This is a genomic window from Flaviramulus basaltis (genome assembly GCF_900114265.1).
Classification (GTDB): Bacteria; Bacteroidota; Bacteroidia; order Flavobacteriales; family Flavobacteriaceae; genus Flaviramulus; species Flaviramulus basaltis.
Genome location: NZ_FPKV01000002.1, coordinates 989,426 through 1,010,558, shown reverse-complemented (window position 1 = coordinate 1,010,558; position 21,133 = coordinate 989,426). Strand labels below are relative to the sequence as shown.

The 21,133-nt window shown below is 31.7% G+C and carries 13 protein-coding genes; 4 read left to right on the top strand and 9 right to left on the bottom strand.

Going from position 1 to position 21,133, the window contains the following annotated elements; genetic code table 11:
• Positions 1-85 precede the first annotated feature (85 nt).
• From BT151_RS11120 to BT151_RS11080, 9 genes are all read right to left on the bottom strand, one after another.
• Entirely contained in the window at positions 86-1,060 is a 975-nt protein-coding gene (locus BT151_RS11120) for an alpha/beta hydrolase (RefSeq protein ID WP_072402141.1), read from the bottom strand.
• Complete coding sequence (locus BT151_RS11115; RefSeq protein WP_072402139.1) at positions 1,057-2,685, bottom strand: glycoside hydrolase family 43 protein; 1,629 nt, start codon at positions 2,683-2,685, stop codon at positions 1,057-1,059. The genes BT151_RS11120 and BT151_RS11115 overlap by 4 nt, the downstream gene beginning before the upstream one ends.
• Positions 2,686-2,691: 6 nt before the next feature.
• The gene (locus BT151_RS11110) at positions 2,692-3,939 is read right to left on the bottom strand and encodes a glycoside hydrolase family 88/105 protein (RefSeq protein ID WP_072402138.1); all 1,248 of its coding nucleotides are present in this window, start codon (positions 3,937-3,939) and stop codon (positions 2,692-2,694) included.
• Between the two features lie 9 nt (positions 3,940-3,948).
• Positions 3,949-4,950, bottom strand: coding sequence for a DUF4861 family protein (locus BT151_RS11105; protein WP_072402136.1), 1,002 nt, complete (start codon positions 4,948-4,950; stop codon positions 3,949-3,951).
• 15 nt (positions 4,951-4,965) lie between these two features.
• A complete protein-coding gene (locus BT151_RS11100; RefSeq protein WP_072402134.1) occupies positions 4,966-6,384 on the bottom strand; it encodes a glycoside hydrolase family 28 protein in 1,419 nt (472 codons plus the stop codon).
• A gap of 22 nt (positions 6,385-6,406) precedes the next feature.
• Positions 6,407-8,644 (bottom strand): pectinesterase family protein, encoded by a 2,238-nt coding sequence (locus tag BT151_RS11095; RefSeq protein ID WP_072402132.1) that lies wholly within the window; start codon positions 8,642-8,644, stop codon positions 6,407-6,409.
• A 126-nt stretch (positions 8,645-8,770) separates the two neighbouring features.
• Positions 8,771-10,318, bottom strand: coding sequence for a DUF5123 domain-containing protein (locus tag BT151_RS11090; RefSeq protein WP_072402130.1), 1,548 nt, complete (start codon positions 10,316-10,318; stop codon positions 8,771-8,773).
• A gap of 24 nt (positions 10,319-10,342) precedes the next feature.
• A complete protein-coding gene (locus tag BT151_RS11085; RefSeq protein ID WP_072402128.1) occupies positions 10,343-12,133 on the bottom strand; it encodes a RagB/SusD family nutrient uptake outer membrane protein in 1,791 nt (596 codons plus the stop codon).
• Between the two features lie 18 nt (positions 12,134-12,151).
• The gene (locus BT151_RS11080; RefSeq protein WP_084647927.1) at positions 12,152-15,442 is read right to left on the bottom strand and encodes a SusC/RagA family TonB-linked outer membrane protein; all 3,291 of its coding nucleotides are present in this window, start codon (positions 15,440-15,442) and stop codon (positions 12,152-12,154) included.
• A 369-nt stretch (positions 15,443-15,811) separates the two neighbouring features.
• Between BT151_RS11080 and BT151_RS11075 the strand changes: the two genes are divergently transcribed.
• Genes BT151_RS11075 through BT151_RS11060 form a run of 4 tightly spaced genes read left to right on the top strand, consistent with a single transcriptional unit; the run spans position 15,812 to position 20,534 of the window.
• Positions 15,812-16,267: a cupin domain-containing protein gene (locus tag BT151_RS11075; RefSeq protein ID WP_245794799.1), complete on the top strand. Its 456-nt coding sequence runs from the start codon at positions 15,812-15,814 to the stop codon at positions 16,265-16,267.
• 24 nt (positions 16,268-16,291) lie between these two features.
• Positions 16,292-18,304: a pectate lyase gene (gene pelA, locus BT151_RS11070; RefSeq protein WP_072402124.1), complete on the top strand. Its 2,013-nt coding sequence runs from the start codon at positions 16,292-16,294 to the stop codon at positions 18,302-18,304.
• Between the two features lie 21 nt (positions 18,305-18,325).
• The gene (locus tag BT151_RS11065) at positions 18,326-19,753 is read left to right on the top strand and encodes a Gfo/Idh/MocA family oxidoreductase (protein WP_072402122.1); all 1,428 of its coding nucleotides are present in this window, start codon (positions 18,326-18,328) and stop codon (positions 19,751-19,753) included.
• 43 nt (positions 19,754-19,796) lie between these two features.
• A complete protein-coding gene (locus BT151_RS11060; RefSeq protein ID WP_072402120.1) occupies positions 19,797-20,534 on the top strand; it encodes a rhamnogalacturonan acetylesterase in 738 nt (245 codons plus the stop codon).
• Positions 20,535-21,133 lie beyond the last annotated feature (599 nt).

Sequence of the window (21,133 nt, the reverse complement as noted above, 5' to 3'; positions counted from 1 at the left end):
GGTTTTAAATAAAAATAGGCTTTGTAATCGATTACAAAAATTTAAAAAATAAATACGCTTTAATCAAATATTTTTTCATTTGTTATTAATTTTTTACTGTGTTTGATTTGCCGTCTTTTAAAATGCTATTTAAAAAACTAACAGTATAGTTAAGAGTTATTTCAAACCAAGGATGCATCAACCAAAAGGAGTGAGGACTATTTGGTATGGTATGTACTTCGTTGTAAATATTATGTTTATTTAATAAAATAAGCATATCATCTCTACCTGCATGAAAACGAGGTTGTGCGCTGTTTATAAATAGTGTTGGAGACGTATTGGCATTTACATATTCCAATGGAGAAGCCTGTTTCCAGTTTTTAGGATTTTCAGTTCTACTGCCATTTAACCATATACTAGCCATCTTTCCTTCAGAAGAAGCTTCAGGATGGATAAACGAAACAATACCGTCAATGTTTACAATAGCTTGAACTTCATCAGATAAAGTTTCATCTTTTCCATAAATTGTGGAATTAGGAGTAACTCCCAATAAAGAGGCTAATTGACCTCCAGCAGAAGCGCCTAAAACGGCTATTTTATCTGGATTAATTTTATATTTTTTAGCATTTTTACGCATCCATCTAATAGCATCTTTTAAATCAATAACACCAGCAGGATAAGGAGCTTCTAAGCTTAAACGATACGATGCAGTTATGGCAACATAGCCATTTAATGCCAAATGTTGAGCCATAACACGTTCGTTTTCTTTACTACCAACAAGCCAACCACCACCATGAATTAATAAAACTGCCGGATATGTTTTTGATTCTTTGTTTTTTGGAGTGTATACGTCTAATTTTAATTTAGAATGCTGGATTTTTTTATAGATAATATCCTCTTTATAAATAATAGTTTTAGAAACAAGAGGTTTAATAGGGGTAATAAAGGGATAATTTTTTTTTAATTTTTGGTATGTGTTTTCTATGGTGTATGGCTTAAATTCTGGCTGTTTTACCTGCGAATAAAGACTATTACCAATTGTAATTATAACTAAGCATATTATTTTTTGAAACCGTTTCATTTTGAGATTTTAAAATAATCTATATCGGCGTACCCACCACGTTTTGCTGCTTGTGTACTAACACTAAATAAACCTACTTTGGCACCAATCCACTTTCCTGGTTGAGCTTTAAAAGGATTCCCAATTTTTATATATTTTTTACCATCTTCGGAATAACTAAATTGACATATCGCATCTGGAGCCAATACTTCAACTTTAAAAAAAGCTGAGTTTGCTTTAAGTCGAACTTCAGAATTTGTTTTCTCTTGAGCACCATCTATAGCTTTTAAAGCTTCAGTATGTTGAATAAAAAAACCATTTTCGTCATGAGATATGCTTAAGGTAGCATAATCCATTCCCATAATAATAAGTCCTGCTGTTTTGCCGTTTTTAGCCTCTTCAGGAAATAATGTTATTTTAGTTGATGCAGTAAAGTTTGGAGCAGGAAATTTTTGGAGTAGCAGGTTTGGTACCATCCATAGATTTTTATAATCTATTGGAGTTTTTATTGAGAATAATCTTAAATAGTTGTTTCCTGGTAATTTAGCATGCCATAACACATTTGAATTTGCATTCCATTGCCATTGTAAACCAATGTTGAAATCATCAAATTTATCCGTTTCAACAGGCGTTTCAATAGGATAGATACTTCCAATATTTGGTTTTATATGAGACATTACAGGTTCACCTATGCCGTTTTTATCAAAATCTTCTCCTATAACAGGCCAATCGTTTTTCCAACTCATAGGTTGTAAGTGAACAATACGACCATAAGCATCAACATCTTGAAAATGATAAAACCAAGATTCACCATTAGGAGTATTGATCCAAGCCCCTTGATGCGGACCATTAACTTTTGTGCTCCCTTGTTCCAAAACTATTTTTTCCTCATAAGGACCGTATATGCTTTTTGAGCGTAAAACGAGTTGCCAACCCGTTGCTACACCACCAGCAGGAGCAAAAATATAGTAAAAACCATTACGTTTATAAAACTTAGAACCTTCTACAGTTGGGTGATTTTCATGACCATCAAAAACATGAATGCCTTTGTCAATAACTTTAGTGCCTTCCGGATTCATTTTATTTACTGTTAAAAGGCTTTTAACACCGGCTCTACTTCCTGCATAGGCATGTACTAAATAGGCATTACCGTTAACATCAAAAAGAGGGCAGGGGTCAATTAATCCTTTTCCTGGCATAACAAGTATAGGCTCATCCCATTTACCATATGGGTCTTTAGTTTTTACCATGTAAATTCCAAAATCTGGGTCACCCCAATAAATATATAATTCGTTATTATGGTAGCGAATACTTGGCGCCCAAACTCCATTTCCATGTTGAGGTATATTAAATACTTCTATAGGGATTTGTTCTGGTAAAGCATGATTAATTAATTCCCAGTTTACCATATCTTTTGAATGCAAAAGAGGTAAGCCTGGAGCAGCATTAAAGCTAGAAGCTGTCATGTAATAATTTTCATCAACTCTTACAACATCAGGGTCAGAATAATCGGCATAAATAATAGGGTTTTTATAAGTTCCGTCACCATTATCTGCTACCCAAACTTCAGAAACATAAGTTTTGTCTTTCTGAGCAAAAATGAAGGTAGAACATAAAAGATAAAATATGAAGGAATATAGTTTCATCAAATATTATTTATTTAATTCTAAACTAGCCATTATAAAAGGCCCTGTACCTTTGGGATCGTTAGAGCGAATAATTTCATTTACATAATAATCAAAAGAACCATCTCTATAAGGGTTACCACCTAAACCAGCAACGCCACAGCATTTGTTAAGATTTACAATACCATTTTCTTCAACTGAAATTAAATTATCTATAATGCCTTTATATGCTTTATTTGCTATTTCTAAATATTTTTTTGGTAGATATCCTTTATTTACTCCTTTTGCAAAAGTGTAGGTAAACATAGCACTACCAGTTGCTTCTAAATAATTTCCTTCTCTGTTACCTTGGTCTAAAACTTGCCACCACAAACCAGATGTATCTTGTACTTTGGTAATGGCTTCAGCGTATTTATTTAGATATATAATGATTCTTTCGCGTCCTGGATGGTTTTCTGGTAAAAAATCTAAAACATCTACCATAGCCATACCATACCAACCCATACCTCTAGACCAAAAATGCTGTGAATTACCTGTTTCTTTATTTGCCCATTGTTGTTCTTTACTTTCGTCCCAGCCATGATAAAGTAATCCTGATTTTTCATCCCGACTGTGTTTTTGAATTAGGTCAAACTGAAGCACTACATCATCATAAATTTTTTGTTGAACAACTCCATCTTCTATATATTCTTTTGCGTAGCGTGTATGAAAAGGTTCTGCCATATATAAACCATCTAACCACATTTGATAAGGATATACTTTTTTATGCCAGTAACCACCATCTGATGTTTTTGGTTGTGTTTCCATTTGGCTATCTAAAGTTTGCATAGCTTTTAAAAAGCGTTCTTCTTTAGTTTTTGGATATAAATAGAGTAGGACATCTCCAGATTTTATCATATCTAGATTTTGATTTGATAGTTTGTAAGTTTTAATATGACCTAAACTATCAATCATTTCATCTGCATAATCGTAAATGTAGTCGTAAATTTTTTGGTTTTTAGTGTCTTCATATACTCTTGATGCTGCACATAAAACCAATCCATTTGTATAACTCCATTTTGGTTTATCTCTAAAATCTAATAATGAAGCTTTTGGGAAACGTTCAATTTCAGAAAGCATCATCCGTTCAGACCATTTTAGGTTTTCTGGAACAATTTTTTCTACTGTGATATTCTCGGTTGTTTCTTTTGAATTTGTTTTATTGTCTTTGCACGCAATGGTTAGTAAACTTATAACCATTGCGCAAAGAACAACATATTTAGAGTTAGTCGTCATTATTATTCTTTAGATAATTGAATTTGTTTCGTTTAGTAATTGCAGTTTCATGTTTAAATCTGCTATAAAAGCCTCTTCAGTATTTATACCATTTTGTTCTTGTTCCCAAGCTCCTAAAAAGTAATACGTTACTGTTTTAGTAGTTGGTTTAAAAATGACTAGATGATCATGATTCCCTTTTTTTTGTTCGGCTACTTCATCTAATTTATAAAAAAGAGCCATTCCTAAATTATCTGGAGGACTTGCCAATGTTTGCACACCATATGTAGCAATATATGCCCATTTTTCACCTTCTTTTTTCACTAACTTAATATCCTTTGCAATTACAATACCTGTACAAAGTCCATCAATTGCTTTAGATGGTGTTAATTCTGCTTTTGTAAACCTATCTGATGGATAAATAGTAAGTTTAGAATTTAAATTGATACTGTCATTACCCGATTTCCAATCTTCATATGAAATGTTTACTGATGAACTATTACCTGAGTTTTCTACTTTTGCAAACGTGTTTTTTACACTTTGAAAGTGAACAACTGTATCTGCTACAACACGTCCATAACCACCAATACCCATAGATTTTCCTGCTTTAAGGATGTCTTGTCCCCAATTTGCTGGTTCATGATAAGAGTCGAAACCATCTTGACCAACATATGGCAATACAAGTGAGTCTACTTTTTTGCCATAAATATCGATAGCATTTCTCCAATCTAAGTATATGCGATATCCTATTTGGCTGTTTTCCCAACCTGGACCTTCGTAACGGATAAACCAAGAATGATCTGTATGCTCTTTAGGAACAGTTAGAGAATCTACATTTTTAAAAGTTCCGTCAATATATTCTCTACCTTCCCAATGTCCACCTTCTTTTATAGATACTTCAGCATAGGTTTTTGAAGATTTTGTTCTTTCTGAGTTTACTTCAGTTACAGACTCAGAACTTGTATTTGATTGTTTTTCTTTACAAGAAAATAGACTTAAAAATACAATGGTTAAAATAGTTAGTTTTTTCATGATGTGATGCATGTATTAATATTGTTTTCCGTTTATTGATGTGTTTTTAAATACAATAGGTTGAGAGTTTTCAATAGATAAAGGCGTTTTAGCGCCTTTAATAGTGACATTAGTAAGGGTTACATTTTCAACAGGGCTTTCTGCTCTTCCTTTAATTAACACGCCATATTTACCACTGTTTTCTACCTGAATATCTTCTAAGTAAATATTTTTTATTGAAGGAATAAATTCACCTTCTTGGTTATCATAAATACCATAGTAGGTATTGATTTTTAAAAGCGCTTCTTTAACTTGACCTACTTGAATATTTTTAACAAAAAGGTTTTCAACAAAACCACCTCTTAGAGTGTTTGTTTTTATACGAATAGCACGATCTAAATTAGGGCTATCCATTTTACAGTTTCTAACATATACGTTTCTTACACCAGCAGAAATTTCGCTTCCAATTACAACACCACCATGTCCGTCTTTCATATCGCAATTTTCAATCACTATATTTTCGCTTGGTATATTTACTCTTCTGCCTTCATCATTTCTACCAGCTTTTATAGCGATACAATCATCGCCAGTATTAAAAGTACAATTAGTTATATGTACATTTTTACAGTATTCTGGATCGCAACCATCGTTATTTGGTCCGTGGCTATTTACAGTAACACCATCAATTCTAATATAATTTGTTTTTATTGGATGAATCACCCAAAAAGGAGCATTTGTAAATGTAACGCCTTGTAATAATACATTTTCGCATTCAAATGGTTCAAAAAATGATGGGCGTAATTGATAACCGTCACCAAAAGTACGTTCAGAAAGTGGCGTGTTGTTTTCATTCATTTTACGTAACCTTGGTAAATTAATAGAATCATGTTGTTTTGCTGCGCCTTCAACATAACCATAAGTATCTTTACCACACCATGGCCACCAGTTTGTGTTGTTGGCTTGCCCGTTAAAAGTACCTTTACCAGTAACAGCAATATTTTTTTGTTTGTAAGCACGAATAAGAGGTGAGTAGTTCATAAGCTCTACGCCTTCAAACGAGGTATGAACTATTGGTAAATAATCTTTATGATTGGTAGAAAAAAGGACATTAGCGCCTTCTTCCAAATGAAGGTTGACATTGCTTTTTAACTCAATTGGTCCTGTTAAAAAATTACCTGATGGAATAATTACTTTTCCTCCTCCAATTTTAATACAACTATCTATGGCTTTTTTTATGACTTCAGAATTATTTGTTTCGCCATCTGCTACTGCACCCAAATCCATGATATTTATTGTGTTATTTGGGAAATCGAGAATTTTTATATCGTTAATAATTTTATCGGCAGCATCAAATACATTTATGGCAACAGCTTTTTTTTCTTTCTCTTTGCATGAATAAATGAAAATTGAAAAACAGAAAAGATAGAGTAATAAATGTGGTGTATTTGTTTTCATAGGTTTTGATTTTAAAAGTATTTTATATTTCTGGACTCCAATTATCTGAGCCTTTTAATACATTTTCTAAGCTATATTTTTGACTTCTTTTTTCTGATATTTTTTTTGCCCATTTTACGCGTTTGTTTGATGCTCCTGGTCCAGTCGAATTATGCTCTGCATAAAACGCCGTTTTTTCTGCATGAGGTTTTTTCCAGTTGTGCCAACCTTCTGGCTTTATATGTTTATCCATATAGCAATTTAACCAAATAGTTTGAGCGTAATCGCGCCATGGTCGTCCTAAATAAAAGGTGTTTTCTAAAGCGCTACCTGTAATTTTACAGTTTTTAAAAATAAAGCCAAATTCTGTTTCTTTATCTGTTGATGCCGCAGTTACGTAACCTTTGTTTTTGCAAAAAACCTCACAGTTTTCAAAAAAAGCGGTAGACCATCCAAATATAAAATCGACAGTGCCTTCAATGTAGCAATCTTTATAATATTGTCGGCTATTTTTTCCGTGAAGGTAAAGTGTGTCTTGGTTTCCTAAGAATTTACAATTTTGGAATATGACTTTATCACCATCAACTCTAACTGCTACAGCTTGACCAACAGCACCTGCACTATTCTCGAAAGTTATGTTTTTAGCTTTAAAATTATCACCAAAAACATAAAAAGAGGTTGAGCCTGTTGTGCCCATTTCTTCTCCAAATAGATTATGTTTTTTAGAAAAGTCATCGTAAGTTAAAATGGTTTTATCTTTATCTTCTCCAATAAAAAATACGTTAGTTTTTGAAGTAGGAAGTATTAATTTTTCTTTGTAAATACCATTTTTAATAAAAATTGTTGTTTCATTTTTTCTATAATCTGGAACTGCATCAATTGCTTCTTGAACTGTTGCAAAGTTACCAGTTCCGTTTATATCAACTACAAAATGATAGATTTTGCCATTTATGTTTTGTAGGCTTGAAACCGCATTGATAAAAGAGTTACTATACACTTCAATATTTGTATAGATTTTATCTAATGTATTAGAATTAGCATCGTTTGTATTTGGGTTTAAATTATGTTGTTTTTCCCAATCATCTGGCATACCATCTTCATCGGTATCTATTTTACCTTTTTCAGATTTTAAAACGGGCCAACCGCCAACATTATCTTGAGAATCTATAATACCATTTTTATAGTCTGCACTTCCTTCTTTCGTATTGGTTATAATTCTAACATCAACAGCATCTCTAAAAATACTTGCACCAGCATATTTTAATACTTCATTATAAGCGTTGGTTGCAATTTGTGTTTTAATGTTATTAGAAATAGATATTGGGTTTTCTAATTTTGTTTCTGCAGGATTTTCGCATTGTACCCCGCCATCCCAATTATTTTTAGTTATGTTTTCATAACCTACTACAAAATTACCATCAACATAAAATTTACCATAAGGTTCTGAAGGATTTACTATGCGATCTAGTTTAGAAGAAGTTGTTGCAGGACCCGATTTAAAATAATTATTTACAATATTGTAAGTTCCTTTTTCACCACCATAAATACTATTTTCACCCCAATTGTAAATAACATTATTTCTAAAATCTACAAATTCGTTTTCAGAGTTTTCTGTAGTTAATGAACCACTAAACCTTGGGTTTCTACTATTATTGCTCACAATTAAATTATGATGAAAAGAAGCTTTAACTCCGCCCCAAATACCGCCATAACCATGAGCGCCTTTGTGGTGTACAGAACGGTTTAGTGCTTCAGAAATAATGCACCATTGAAGAGTAAAATTTTTATTGTTGTAAAAAGATGCATTTTCATCTGTTCCCCAACTTATAGAACAATGGTCTATAATAACATTGTTCGTGTTTTTACATCCAAGAGCGTCACCTTCTATATTGTTAATGTCTCCCATTCTAAACCTTAAATAGCGAATAATAACATTATCTGCTTTTATGGTAAATGGAAAACCTTTAAGAGTTATACCTTCTCCAGGAGCAGTTTGTCCTAGAATACTTAAATCTCCTTTATTAATATCTAATTTAGATTGCAAATCGATTGTTCCAGATATTGCAAAAACTATAGTCCTAGGACCATTTTTTAATATCCCTTTTCTTAAGCTTCCTTCTCCATCATCGTTTAAATTAGTAACGGTATAAACTAATCCGCCTTTACCACCAGTAGCATTTTGGCCAAAACCTTCAGCAGTTGGAAATGCTAGTTGTTGAGCATGGTTAAAGCTAAAGAGCAATAAAAGTAAGGATGTTAAAAGATGAGTTTTTTTAATCATTTTTGATTTTGTTTTATTTCTTTTCTTAAAAGAAATATTTTTAATTTAATATAGATATTAAAAAGAGGTATACAAAAAACATGCACACCTCTTTTTCATTATTAACAAACTATCAATTTAATCTTATTAAGGTCTCCATCTTGGGTCACCAACGGCATTGTCTAACAATGTTTGGTTTGTAATTGTAAAATTGCCTGATGCAGCATCAATATAGCCTGGGTCTAGCTCGGTAAATGTTCCAGAACCATCATATACAGTTTGTGCTGTATTAGAAAAGCCGGCTGCATTAAAGTAATTATTATTAATAAATGTTGGATTTGGATCTGTTCTACTTTGATCTGAATAACCTTCTGATGTTGTATCGGTAATTAAGGTATTTTGAACAGTTATTTTGTTTTCTTGAAATCTAACATATAATATTCTTTTACTTGAAGAATCTGAGCAAGCATATATAGTACAGCTATCTAATAATACATTACAAGTTAACCCATTTTGAGTAGAGGTTCCTGCATCATCAAGTCTTAAAAAGTCACGACCAGGAGCACAGTTGTTAAATGTACTTGTATTAATATTTACATTTAATACATCAGAATTTCTAAAATCTATAAAATCACCACCATCTGTAAGGATGTTAGAAACTATAGAGTTTTCTATGGTTAAAGTTTGCAAAACAGCATCAGTTGTGTTCCCTCTAATAAAAGAGCGAGCAAAGTCATGTACATTACAACCACTAATTAATAATGAGTTATAATTACCAACACCAGAATAAGTTACTACATCTGTTATTGTAGTAGCACCATCTAAATCTAAATCAATTAGACTTAGGTCTGTTGTACCATCATTAAGTTCAAAATTAATACTTAATAGTGGTTTAAAATCAACTCTTAAACCTTGTATTGTAATGGATTTATCTAATGTTACAGTTCCTGTTTGTGCTGTGTAATCGCCTTGTTCTAACAATAAAATATCACCAGGAGCAGCATCAGCAATCATTTGGAATAAATCATCTGTTGGTAAAACTAATGTGTTATCACCAATATCAATACCAGTTGTAAAATTAGCAATACCTCTTATTTTAGTATTGTTGTATAAGGTTGCAGTATAATTTGTTTCTGAAATTAAATCAGTTATAGTGGCAATTCCTGCTGCTTTTTCTTGATCGGTAATGTCGTATCTTATATCACCAGGTTGAAGAATAAAATGCGTGACATTAAGTCCTGCTTCCCATCTTAAAGTTGCTTGAAGGGCTTGTATATCTCCAGGTTCAGATGGTATTATTATTTGCTCTGTTAAAGTTTCCGCTTCAAGTATTGCCCATTTAGATTCATTTAAACCTCTAGCACTAATTGCTTTTATTCTTATTGAATATAGAGTTTCGCCTTCTAACCTTATTTGAATTGGTAGTTGGCTGGCAGTTACTTGTTCAGTCTGAAAAATATTAGTAAAATTAGGGTCATCTGCACTAAACTCAACTACATAATACTCTATATAGTCCTCAGTAGTCCAGTTTAACTCTACAGTTGTTTGGTTTCTAACTCTAGCAGATAAAGCTACTGGAGCGAATTCTCTATCTATTGATAGTTCTTCTATCACATCAGTATCATAACCACAACTAACAATAGTAAAGGTTATGAATAATGTGAAAAAAGCTTTTAATATATATTTTGTTTTCATAATATTTTATTATTTTCTTAGTTCTTAATATCCGTAATCGTTTACTAATTTATTATTACTTCCATCAATAAACACTTGCCAAATAGGCCAAAACTGTCTGTCATCAGGGTTTACACCTTCTTTGTAAAGTGAATTTATCATATCATCAAATAAAGGATCCCAAGTAAAGGCAGAATATTCAGCACCAGGATCAATAGTTTCTCCTCTGTTTAAACCATAAACATCAAGAGTTTCATTATCATCTTCATATTTATAGTATAATGTAGTTGGAACATCCGCATACTCTCCTGTGCGGTTTTGTAAATCAAGCATTTTTGTTTTTGCTTCATTTAAATTTTCACCTAGTAAATTCCAACGAATAAGTGCTAATTTACGTTCCATTTCACCTGTAAATTCATATTTGTGTTCTTCTACAATAGCATTAAACATAGCTTCTTTACTAGTTAAAGCATTCACATAATTAGTTACTTTTGCTGCTTGATCTTCAGCATCAAAGGCTCTATTACGTATTTGTTTCAAGTAAGGTGCAGCAGCTGCGGGTCCTTCTAATTCGTTAGCTGCTTCTGCAGCAATAAGTAAGACTTCTGCAAAACGCATGTATATTTTATTAACACCATCATCATTACTAGAAGTTACAAAACGTGTCATCCACTCGTAACGGTATTTACCAAAATACCAAGTATCTAATCCTGTTAACTCTTGTTGCGAAATGCCATCAACAGCTGTAGCCCATTCGTAAGGAACACAAGTTACATCTCTACGAGTATCATTCTCATCAAAATCATAAAAAACGGTAGGAAGTGGTCCTGCTATTCCACCTCTGGCTTGTCCTGTGTATTGGTCTACACTTCGGTGACGTACAGCAAAAGAGAATAATACTCTACCACGACCATCGGCAAAAGGAATTTCCCATAGTGATTCTCCACCTGCGGCTATATTTTCTTCATTATAACTTCTCCAAAAATCTTCAAAAGAAGGATTTAATTGAGCAGAACCATTAGTTATTATAGCACGACATTCGTCTAAAGCTATTTTGTACATTTTTTCAACTGAAAGATCTGGATCATTACTTCTGTGAACACCATCTGGGTATTGTTGAAATCCACTAGCAACCATTGCTAAACGCGCTCTAAAACCTTTTACAAAAGCTTTGTTAATACGTTCTACAGAAGTCGTTGCTGGAGTCTCGTTAGGCCATGCTACTAATGTTGAAGCCTCTTCTAAATCTTGAATAATTTGTTTGTATATAACTTCTCGACTTGATTTTGCAATGTATATAGTTTCAGAACTTATAGGCTCAAAACGCGCAGGAACATCTCCCCAAGCTTTCATTAAATCTGCATAATAAATAGCTCTTAATGTTAATGCTTCACCTAATAGTTGACCTAGTTCGGTATCTGGTTCTGGGTTTCCAAAATTACGTAACCCGCGAATACAAATGTTTGCACGCTCGATACCCGAATACATCATTGCCCAAGCATTATTCTCAGAATTCATTTGAGAATTATTTGACTTTGTATCATATATCATTAGTTCACCTTGAGAGCTTCCTGCATCATCTGAACTGTAATTCCATTCAGTGTCGGTATTAAATCCGAAAAAAGGTATAAAACGCCCTCTATAGGAGTTTGTTTGTCCCATAGGTTCTAAAATACCATCTACTGCTCCTCTCGCTAATCCTGCATTAGAAAAAATTATGGATTCATCTAAAGTTGATTTTGCTGGTGCTTCTAAAAAGTCTTCACTAAATTCTTGACAAGAATTAAAAATTCCAGCAATTATTATTGTATAAAATATTATTTTTAAATGTTTCATCTTCTGATAAATATTTAATTAAAAATTAAGGTTTAAACCAAAAACCAACTGTCTACTTCTTGGAAATGGTGAATAATCAACCCCAGGAGTTAGAGGTGTTCTTCTTCTTGTAGAAACTTCAGGATCTATCCCTGAATAGTTAGTAATAATGAAAACATTATTAGCTGTTGCATAAAACCTTAGTTTAGAAACACCTATTTGTGAAACTATTGATTCTGGTACGGTATACCCTAATGTAAGTGTATTTAATCTTAAAAAAGAACCATCTTCAACTGCCCAATCACTAAAAACAAAGCGAGACATATATGGTGACCACATTGTAGTGTTAGCATTAAGTGATGCTAATTGTGTTGGGTCTGTAACTAATTGACCAGAAGCTGGATCAAGATTAGTCCATCTATTACCATCTGCCATTATAGTACTTAAATTTCTATATTGACCATTTTGATTAGATGTTGTAAACTCAATTTTATTGGCATTATATATGTCATTTCCAACACTCCAGTTAAAAGCAGCTGAAAGATCAAAACCATAAGCATTTGCATTAATAACGAAACCACCTGTATGTTTTGGATTTGCATCTCCAATAACAGTATTGTCATTAACATCAACAATTCCATCAGGCACGCCATCTGGACCACTAATGTCTTTTAATTTCATACTACCAGGCATGACATTACCAACTACAGCAGAATTGTCTACAACGTCTGGTTTTAAAGTATAAGCCTGTGTACTAGCATCATAGTCAAAATCTGAAACTTCGTAACGTCCATCACTTTGGAAACCATACATTATACCTATTGGCTGACCAACATTCACAACATAATCATTACCTATTTGTGTAGAAGCCCAGTTTGTATTTGTACTAAAATCGTCTAAAAGACCAAGAGAATTTACACGGTTTTTATTAAAACCAATATTGAAAGCGAAATTTAAACTAAAATCTTCTTTGTTTATTGCTGCTATATTTAAAGATGCCTCAAAACCAGTATTTTGATTTTCTCCCATATTTCTATACTGCGTAGCATATCCTGTTCCTGGTGTTGGAAAATTAATTAAGAGATCTTTTGTAACATTTTTATATGTTTCTAATGAACCACTTATTGCGCCTCTAAATAAATCAAAATCTAAACCAATGTTTTGTGTTACTGTAGTTTCCCATTTTAAATCTGAATTTGCTAAGATGTTTGACGCTGCCCAATAGCTGCTAACATTATTTATGTATGTTGTATTACTAGACTGAAAATTTTGAACTGTTTGTCCAGAAGGAATATTATTATTTCCTGCTTCTCCATAACTTAACCTAAGTTTAAGGGTGTTTAGCCAAGAAACATTTTTTAAGAAGTCTTCTTCTTTAATTTTCCATGCAACTGCAGCTGATGGAAAATATCCCCATTGATTATCGCCAAAAAACTTACTAGATCCATCTGCACGATATGTCGCAGTTAAAAGATAACGATTTTTAAAGGCATAGTTTATACGACCAAAAAAGGATAGTAATTTATCATCTGGACTATAAAAATTGTCAACAGATTGAGGAGTCCCTTGAGTTGTTAAGTTTCTAGAAGTATCAAAATCAAAAAAACTAGGAAATCCTTGAATTTCGGTAGTTGTCTCATTAGTATGACTAATTATCATTTCTTCCCCTAAAAGAAGTTTTAAGTCATGATTATCATTATTTAATATTTTATTGAAATCATAATTTAGGGTATTAGCATTTCTAAATCTTTCTCTTTTTTCATCACTAAAAACTAAAGAAGGTAAACCTTGGTTTTCAGCAGAAGGTCTATTATTTGAATAATAGGTTGAACGACCATAGAAGCGATAATCTAAGTCATTTCTGTTATCTAGTCCTAATTCTGTTCTAAATTGAAGATCTTCTATTATTTTCCAAGAAAAACTAGCAAGCATGTTAAAGTTTTTTCTAAGTTTTTTACGTTGATTATCATCTACTGCAACAAATGGATTTACTAAATAACTAGCAATAGCCTCGTCTGTATTAGTAGTTGTTAATCCAGGTAGTGGAATTGGTGAGTATCCTACACTGTGTTTAAGACGCGCATCTGCCGATGAAACTTCATTTTGCTCATTAGCACCACCACCATTAATTTCGGTATCAGAGTAACGAAATGTAAAAGATAAATCTACTTTTTCACTCGCTTTACTTTTTAATGCTAATGAGATGTTATTTCTCTCATAATTCGAACCTAACATTATTGTTTTTACATCGTAAAGGGCGTAGTTAAAGTTGAAGTTGAATTTTTCTGTACCACCTCTAACTGCTAAATCACGACTTTCAACTTCACCCATATTGCCGTAAATTTGTTTTTGCCAATCATTACCTTTCATTCCGATGTACTGATCATAATCTTGCCATTGGCCAAAATATTTTTCGTAAGAATCTAGGTCATCTGGATTATCTAATAAGGCATATTCATATTGCCATTTTGCAAAGTCTTGAGGTTGCAACACATCAATAGTATTTGCGATTTTAGTAACCCCATAAAACATATTAAAATTAGCTGATATTTTTCCGTCAACACCACTTTTAGTGGTTATTATTACTACACCATTTGCTCCTCTAGAACCAAAAATTGCAGTAGATGAAGCATCCTTTAAAATAGAAATATTAGCAATATCTGAAGGTGAAATATCACTCATACTATTTACAGGAAATCCATCAACTATTATTAAAGGAGAACTATCTTGAGTTATAGATCCTCCACCTCTAACTCTAATATTTATTTCTGCATCTGGAGAACCTTCAGAAGAAGTAACGGTTACACCAGCTAAACGTCCTGTTAAAGCTTCAGCAACACTCGATATAGATTGTTTTTGTAATTCTTCACCACCAATAGCAACAACAGAACCTGTTAAGTCCGATTTACGAGCGGTACCATATCCTATAACGACTACTTCATCTAGTGATTCTAAATCTGGACTAAGAGCTATATTTACAGTTTCTCTTCCTGCTATATTAATTTCTTGAGTTTTGTAGCCAATATAAGAGAATACTAATGTAGCATTTGAAGCAACATCGTTTAGTGTATAGTTTCCATCAAAATCGGTAGAAGTACCTTTTGATGTGCTTTTAACTATAATAGTAACACCTGGTAACGGACCTCCTAAATCCGCATCAGTAACTGTTCCGCTAATAGTTTTGTTTTGAGCAAATAGACTATTAATACTGAATAAGAAAAAAGTGCTCAAAAATAAAACCATATAGGTTTTTTTGCTTCTAGAATAAGATGTTTTTCTGTCTTTTTCTTTAAATACATGAAGCAAATAATTAAGTAAATTGTTTGTCATAGAATTAGTTTAGTTTAGTTATAAATTTAATATCAGATTAATATTTTTGTGGTAACAAAATGTAATCGATTACACAAATATATAATATTTTATTTAATTACCAAATTTTTTCAATGATTACTGATGTTTGTTTTTGTTAGTGATTTTGAAGATTTTTTTTGCTATCACATTGTAAGAATTCCTTTAAACTCCTTGTTTTGTTGAGACTTGCAATTTTTTTTATTCTTTCATTTGTCTAAATTGTTTTTTTAGAAATAGGACTATTATTTGATTGATTTGTAATTCTGCTTTTAAAAATTTATATATTTGTAATCGATTACCTTATTATATATTTAAATAAAAACCTTTAATTTTATTAGAATGATAAATATGTTTCGTTTCAAAGATAAAAGAAAGAATATAGGAGTTTGTATTTGCTTTTTGCTTATTTCAATGGTAAGTAATTCCCAAAATAAAATAGAAAACCTAAGTGATTCAAGTAAAAATTTCAATATCGAAAATTGTGTAAATCAGTTTAATTTTAAGGATACTATAAGAACAAAGGTTGGTTACCAATATTGGTTTGCTAATAAGGACTTTTTAGATGGAAGAACTTTAAAAATGAGTGTGGTTGCACCACATAAATCTACACATGCACCTCATAAACATATTGAAGATGAATTCTTTTTTGTTCTTGAAGGAACAGCCCAGTTTTATCTTGATGGTAAAACCCAAATCGCAGGTGCTTATACTAGTTTTTATTGTCCATCTAATGTCATGCATGGTATAAGTAATGTTGGTGATACTGAGTTAAAATATTTGGTTATTAAGAAATATGAAAAGTAGTAACTGTTATAAAAAATTATTTAAATGAATATTTCAAAGTGTTTCAAAATTACAATTGCAATTGTTTGTTTTTCTATTTCTAATATTCAAGCGCAAAAACTTGATAAATCTTGGCGAGCAATAACTCATAAAAATGAAGGTGTCTGGTTTGCATCACAAGAAGCTAAAGATATTGCAGAAAATGTTTTACTATATCAAAGAAATGTTGGAGGATGGCCTAAAAATATTCCCATGCAAAAAAAGTTGTCTGATAATGAAAAGACTTCTTTGAAACTCATTAAAAGTGATACACACGAAGTAACCACAGATAATGGGGCAACTATTCAAGAAATGCTTTTTCTTTCAAGAATGTACCGTCAAGTGCCTGATGAAAGATATAAAGAAGCTTTTCTTTTAGGTTTAGATTACATTCTTGAAGCTCAATATGAAAATGGAGGCTGGCCTCAGTTTTATCCATTAAAAAAAGGGTATTACACACACATTACTTATAATGATGATTCCATGGTTAATATTCTCAAGCTTCTTGAAGAAATTAAAAATGACACAGGTTTTTATTCCATAAAGCCATCGTATGAAACCATTAATAGAATTAAAGTAGCTTTTAACAAAGGAATAGATTGTATTATAAAAACACAGTATATACAAAATGGAGTTTTAACAAGTTGGTGTGCTCAACATGACGAAAAAACATTAGAGCCAGCTAAAGCAAGAGCTTATGAGTTGCCATCTTTAAGTGGTAAAGAGTCGGCTCAAATAGTGTTGTTATTAATGTCTATTGACAACCCATCTGAAGCTGTTAGAAATGCAATTATTCATGCTGTTAAATGGTTTGATAATGTAAAAATAAAAGGAATTGATGTTAAACGCACTTTTGGAAATAGAAAAATAACTAGCAAAAAAGTAGTTCAAGATGAAAATGCACCACCAATATGGGCGCGTTTTATGGAGCTAGATAATAACACCCCATTTTTTTGTGATAGAGATGGTATTAAAAAAGCAACATTAGCAGAAATTGGTGAAGAACGTAGAAATGGTTATGCTTGGTATTCCAGAGATCCTCAAGAACTATTAGATAAATACCCAGAATGGGAGAATAAATATATTAAACAGGCTAAAAAAAAAACTAAAGACAATTATAATGTAGTTGTTGCAAAAGATGGTAGTGGAGATTACACAAGCATTCAAGAGGCAATTTTAGCTTCAAAAGCATTTCCTTATCAAAAAGTTGTAATTAATGTTAAAAATGGAATTTACAAAGAGAAAGTTCATGTGTTTTCATGGAACACAAAAGTTTCATTAATTGGAGAAAGTAAAGAAAACACCATCATTACTTTTGATGATTATTTTAGTAAAATCAATTTAGGTAGAAACAGCACATTTCACACTTCTACAGTTTTAATTGAAGGGAATGATTTTACTGCTAGGAATTTAACTATTGAGAACATTTCCGGAAATGTAGGGCAAGCAGTAGCCTTATCTGTAAATGCTAATAGAAGTAATTTTCAAAACTGTAACATTAAAGGTTTTCAAGATACACTTTATACAGCAGGCGAAGGATTTAAGCAATACTTTAAAAATTGTTATATAGAAGGTAGTACAGATTTTATTTTTGGTGAAGCAACAGTAATGTTCGAGAATTGTATTGTTCATAGTAAAACCAATTCTTATATAACAGCGGCTTCAACTCCCGAAAATCAAGAATTCGGATATGTTTTTAAAAATTGCAAACTCACAGCAAATGATGATGTTTCAGAAGTTTATTTAGGTAGACCGTGGAGAAAATATGCTAAAACCGTTTTTATTGATTGCGATATGGGAAGTCATATTAAACCAGAAGGATGGCATAATTGGTCTAATAAAGAAGCTGAATCAACTACATTTTATGCCGAATATAATTGTAAAGGGGAAGGTTTTAAGCCAGAAAATAGAGTTGGTTGGTCTCATCAATTAAGTAACTCTGAAGCAAAAAAATATACCATTGAAAATATATTAAATATAAAATCTGAAGATTCAGTTTTAACATGGATTTCAAATTAGTTAATCATTTAAAAAGTTATTATGAACTCAAAAAACAATGAAATAACTCGAAGAGGCTTTGTGAAAACCACTGGAGTTGCTCTTGCTGGTTCTATGTTTGTTTCTCCTGCATTTGCTAGTATTTTGAATGATTCAACTAAAAAAAGAAAAGTAGCTTTAGTTGGGACTGGAAGCCGAGGAAATTCATTTTATGGTCAATTTTTAAAAGAAGAATATGGCGATGTTATTGAGTTTGTTGGTTTGTGCGACATTAATGAAGGCAGACTCGCATATTCTAAAAAAAATATAGGTTTAGACTGTCCAACATTTACAGATTTTGATGAAATGATTAATTCTATAGATATAGATTTATTAATGGTTACAACGGTAGATTCTACTCACGACGAATTTATTATTAAAGGGTTAAATAAAAATATAGATGTGCTAACCGAAAAACCCATGACAACAGATGAGCACAAATGCCAAAGTATAATTGATGCACAACGAAAATCGAAAGGCAAATTAATAATGGCATTTAATTATCGCTATGGTAAAGTTTTTACAAAACTTAAAGAAATTATAGAATCCAAAGAAATTGGAGATTTAGTTTCGGTAGATTTAAATTGGTATTTAAACACCTATCACGGAGCCGATTATTTTAGACGGTGGCATGGTTTAAGAGATAAATCGGGAACACTATTATTGCACAAATCTGCTCATCATTTTGATTTACTAAATTGGATTATTGGCTCAGATCCCGTTGAAGTATATGCTAATGGCGCTCTTGAAAAATATGGAAAAAATAATGCTTTTAGAGGCGAAAATTGTAGGTCTTGTAATCATACAAAAGAGTGCGATTTCTATTATGATATAACAAAGAATGAACGCTACATGGATATGTATGTAGCAAATGAAAAGTACGATGATTACACTAGAGATAACTGTTTGTATAGGGAAGAAATTGATATTTTCGATAAAATGTCTGTATTAGTTAAATATGCAAATAATGTTGAGGTTACTTATTCTTTAACAACTTATTCTCCGTTTGAAGGTTTCCGCTTTGCATTTAATGGAAAAGAAGGGCGGTTAGAAACCCAAGAAGGTATTCCTTGGAGAGATTCAAAACCTGAAGATCAGTCAAAACTGCATCAAAAGGAAATGGATAATACGTCGCATACAAAAATGGAACATAAATACCATGAAATTGTTTCTCAGCGCAATTTTGAAGATTTTAAAAGAATTGAGTTTCCGTATGTGAGATCTGGGCATTGGGGAGGCGATAAACTCATGTTTGATGATATTTTTAGAGGTGAAAATTTAAAGTTAGGACTTAATCATGCAGCAGATGTAAGAGATGGTTCACTAGCTGTTTTAATTGGAATTGCAGCACGAAAAAGTATTGACTCTGGGAAACCAATTAAGATTTCAGAACTTACCGACTTAGTTCCAAAAATAAATAAATGGTCATAGGTTGAAAATGTAAATAGGCATAGTGTTTGAAAAATTAAAGTGAATGAAAATAAAGTGGATTTTATTATTAATACTATCAATTAGTTTTAGTTGTAGTTCTCAGCAAACTACAATTTATACTATAGGTGATTCTACAATGTCTAACAAAAAGAATCCTGATAAAAACCCAGAACATGGTTGGGGACAAGTTCTACCTCAATTTTTTAATGATAATGTAATTATTGATAACAGAGCTGTAAACGGAAGAAGTACAAGAAGTTTTATAAATGAAGGTCGTTGGGACTCAATATTAAAAACATTAAAAAAAGATGATTATGTTTTTATCCAATTTGGACATAATGACCAAAAAATAAAAGATCCAAAACGTTATACAAATCCACATACGGCCTATCGACATAACTTAATTAAGTTTGTTTTAGAAACAAGAGAAAAAGGAGCGATTCCTATTTTATTTTCATCAATTGTAAGAAGAAATTTTAATGAAAAAGGAACATTAGTTGATACACACGGCGAATATCCTTTAGAAGTTAGATTAGTAGCTCAAGAGTATAACATCCCTTTTATAGACCTCCAATTTTTAACAGAACAGCTAGAGATAGAGTATGGTGTTGAAGGTTCAAAAAAATTACATCTTCATTTTGAACCAAAAGAAAATTCTTTTTACCCAGAAGGTAAACATGATGACACACATCTTTCAAGAATAGGAGCAACAGAAGTTGCAAAATTGGCAATTATAAAACTTAAGGAAAAAGAACCTAGTTTATTTGAATTTATAAGGTAAAAAAAATGAAAGTGTTGTTGGGTAAAGTTTAGATTAGATTTGTCGCAAGGAGGATTGTTATTTAAAATATCGTTGATTCACATAAGTTTAGTCGTACATTACTAATTAAAAAACTCCAAAATTAATAACTAGGTAAGTGAATTTTATGCTTATCTAAGATGCGGAAATTGAAGATTTTTCATTTTGATGTTTACATTTACTCAAAAGTAGAATTATTATGCTGAGAAGTTTAAAATATGATGCTAGTATAAATTTCACACCTTCATCTTTGTGTTTTATAAAAGTATGCTAACAAACAATAAAAACCAATAGTAATTTAAAAGGCACTTTTGGTTTTTGTTTTACTTCTCAAGAGATTATTGAAAAATGTTGACTAATTTCTGCCATCTTCGCTATTTAGTGTAAATTGTATAAAGAAAATTATCTATAAGCCACATTTTATCATTTATAACCATTATTCCATGTTACGACTCTTAATAAATTACTGATGAAGTTGTACTTAGTCCATTTGAACCTAAACTTAAAACTATAAAAGAATTTACCAAATAATAAATATTTAGTAAACTTTTAAAAATAGTGAATTTATAAAGGTGTTTTTT

Excerpts from the sequence above, each read along its gene's own strand:
- BT151_RS11090 (WP_072402130.1), bottom strand. The coding sequence starts at position 10,318 with ATGAAAACAAAATATATATTAAAAGCTTTTTTCACATTATTCATAACC.
- BT151_RS11110 (WP_072402138.1), bottom strand. The coding sequence starts at position 3,939 with ATGACGACTAACTCTAAATATGTTGTTCTTTGCGCAATGGTTATAAGT.
- BT151_RS11100 (WP_072402134.1), bottom strand. The coding sequence starts at position 6,384 with ATGAAAACAAATACACCACATTTATTACTCTATCTTTTCTGTTTTTCA.
- pelA (WP_072402124.1), top strand. The coding sequence starts at position 16,292 with ATGAATATTTCAAAGTGTTTCAAAATTACAATTGCAATTGTTTGTTTT.
- BT151_RS11120 (WP_072402141.1), bottom strand. The coding sequence starts at position 1,060 with ATGAAACGGTTTCAAAAAATAATATGCTTAGTTATAATTACAATTGGT.
- BT151_RS11095 (WP_072402132.1), bottom strand. The coding sequence starts at position 8,644 with ATGATTAAAAAAACTCATCTTTTAACATCCTTACTTTTATTGCTCTTT.
- BT151_RS11080 (WP_084647927.1), bottom strand. The coding sequence starts at position 15,442 with ATGACAAACAATTTACTTAATTATTTGCTTCATGTATTTAAAGAAAAA.
- BT151_RS11075 (WP_245794799.1), top strand. The coding sequence starts at position 15,812 with ATGTTTCGTTTCAAAGATAAAAGAAAGAATATAGGAGTTTGTATTTGC.
- BT151_RS11085 (WP_072402128.1), bottom strand. The coding sequence starts at position 12,133 with ATGAAACATTTAAAAATAATATTTTATACAATAATAATTGCTGGAATT.
- BT151_RS11065 (WP_072402122.1), top strand. The coding sequence starts at position 18,326 with ATGAACTCAAAAAACAATGAAATAACTCGAAGAGGCTTTGTGAAAACC.
- BT151_RS11105 (WP_072402136.1), bottom strand. The coding sequence starts at position 4,950 with ATGAAAAAACTAACTATTTTAACCATTGTATTTTTAAGTCTATTTTCT.
- BT151_RS11115 (WP_072402139.1), bottom strand. The coding sequence starts at position 2,685 with ATGAAACTATATTCCTTCATATTTTATCTTTTATGTTCTACCTTCATT.
- BT151_RS11060 (WP_072402120.1), top strand. The coding sequence starts at position 19,797 with ATGAAAATAAAGTGGATTTTATTATTAATACTATCAATTAGTTTTAGT.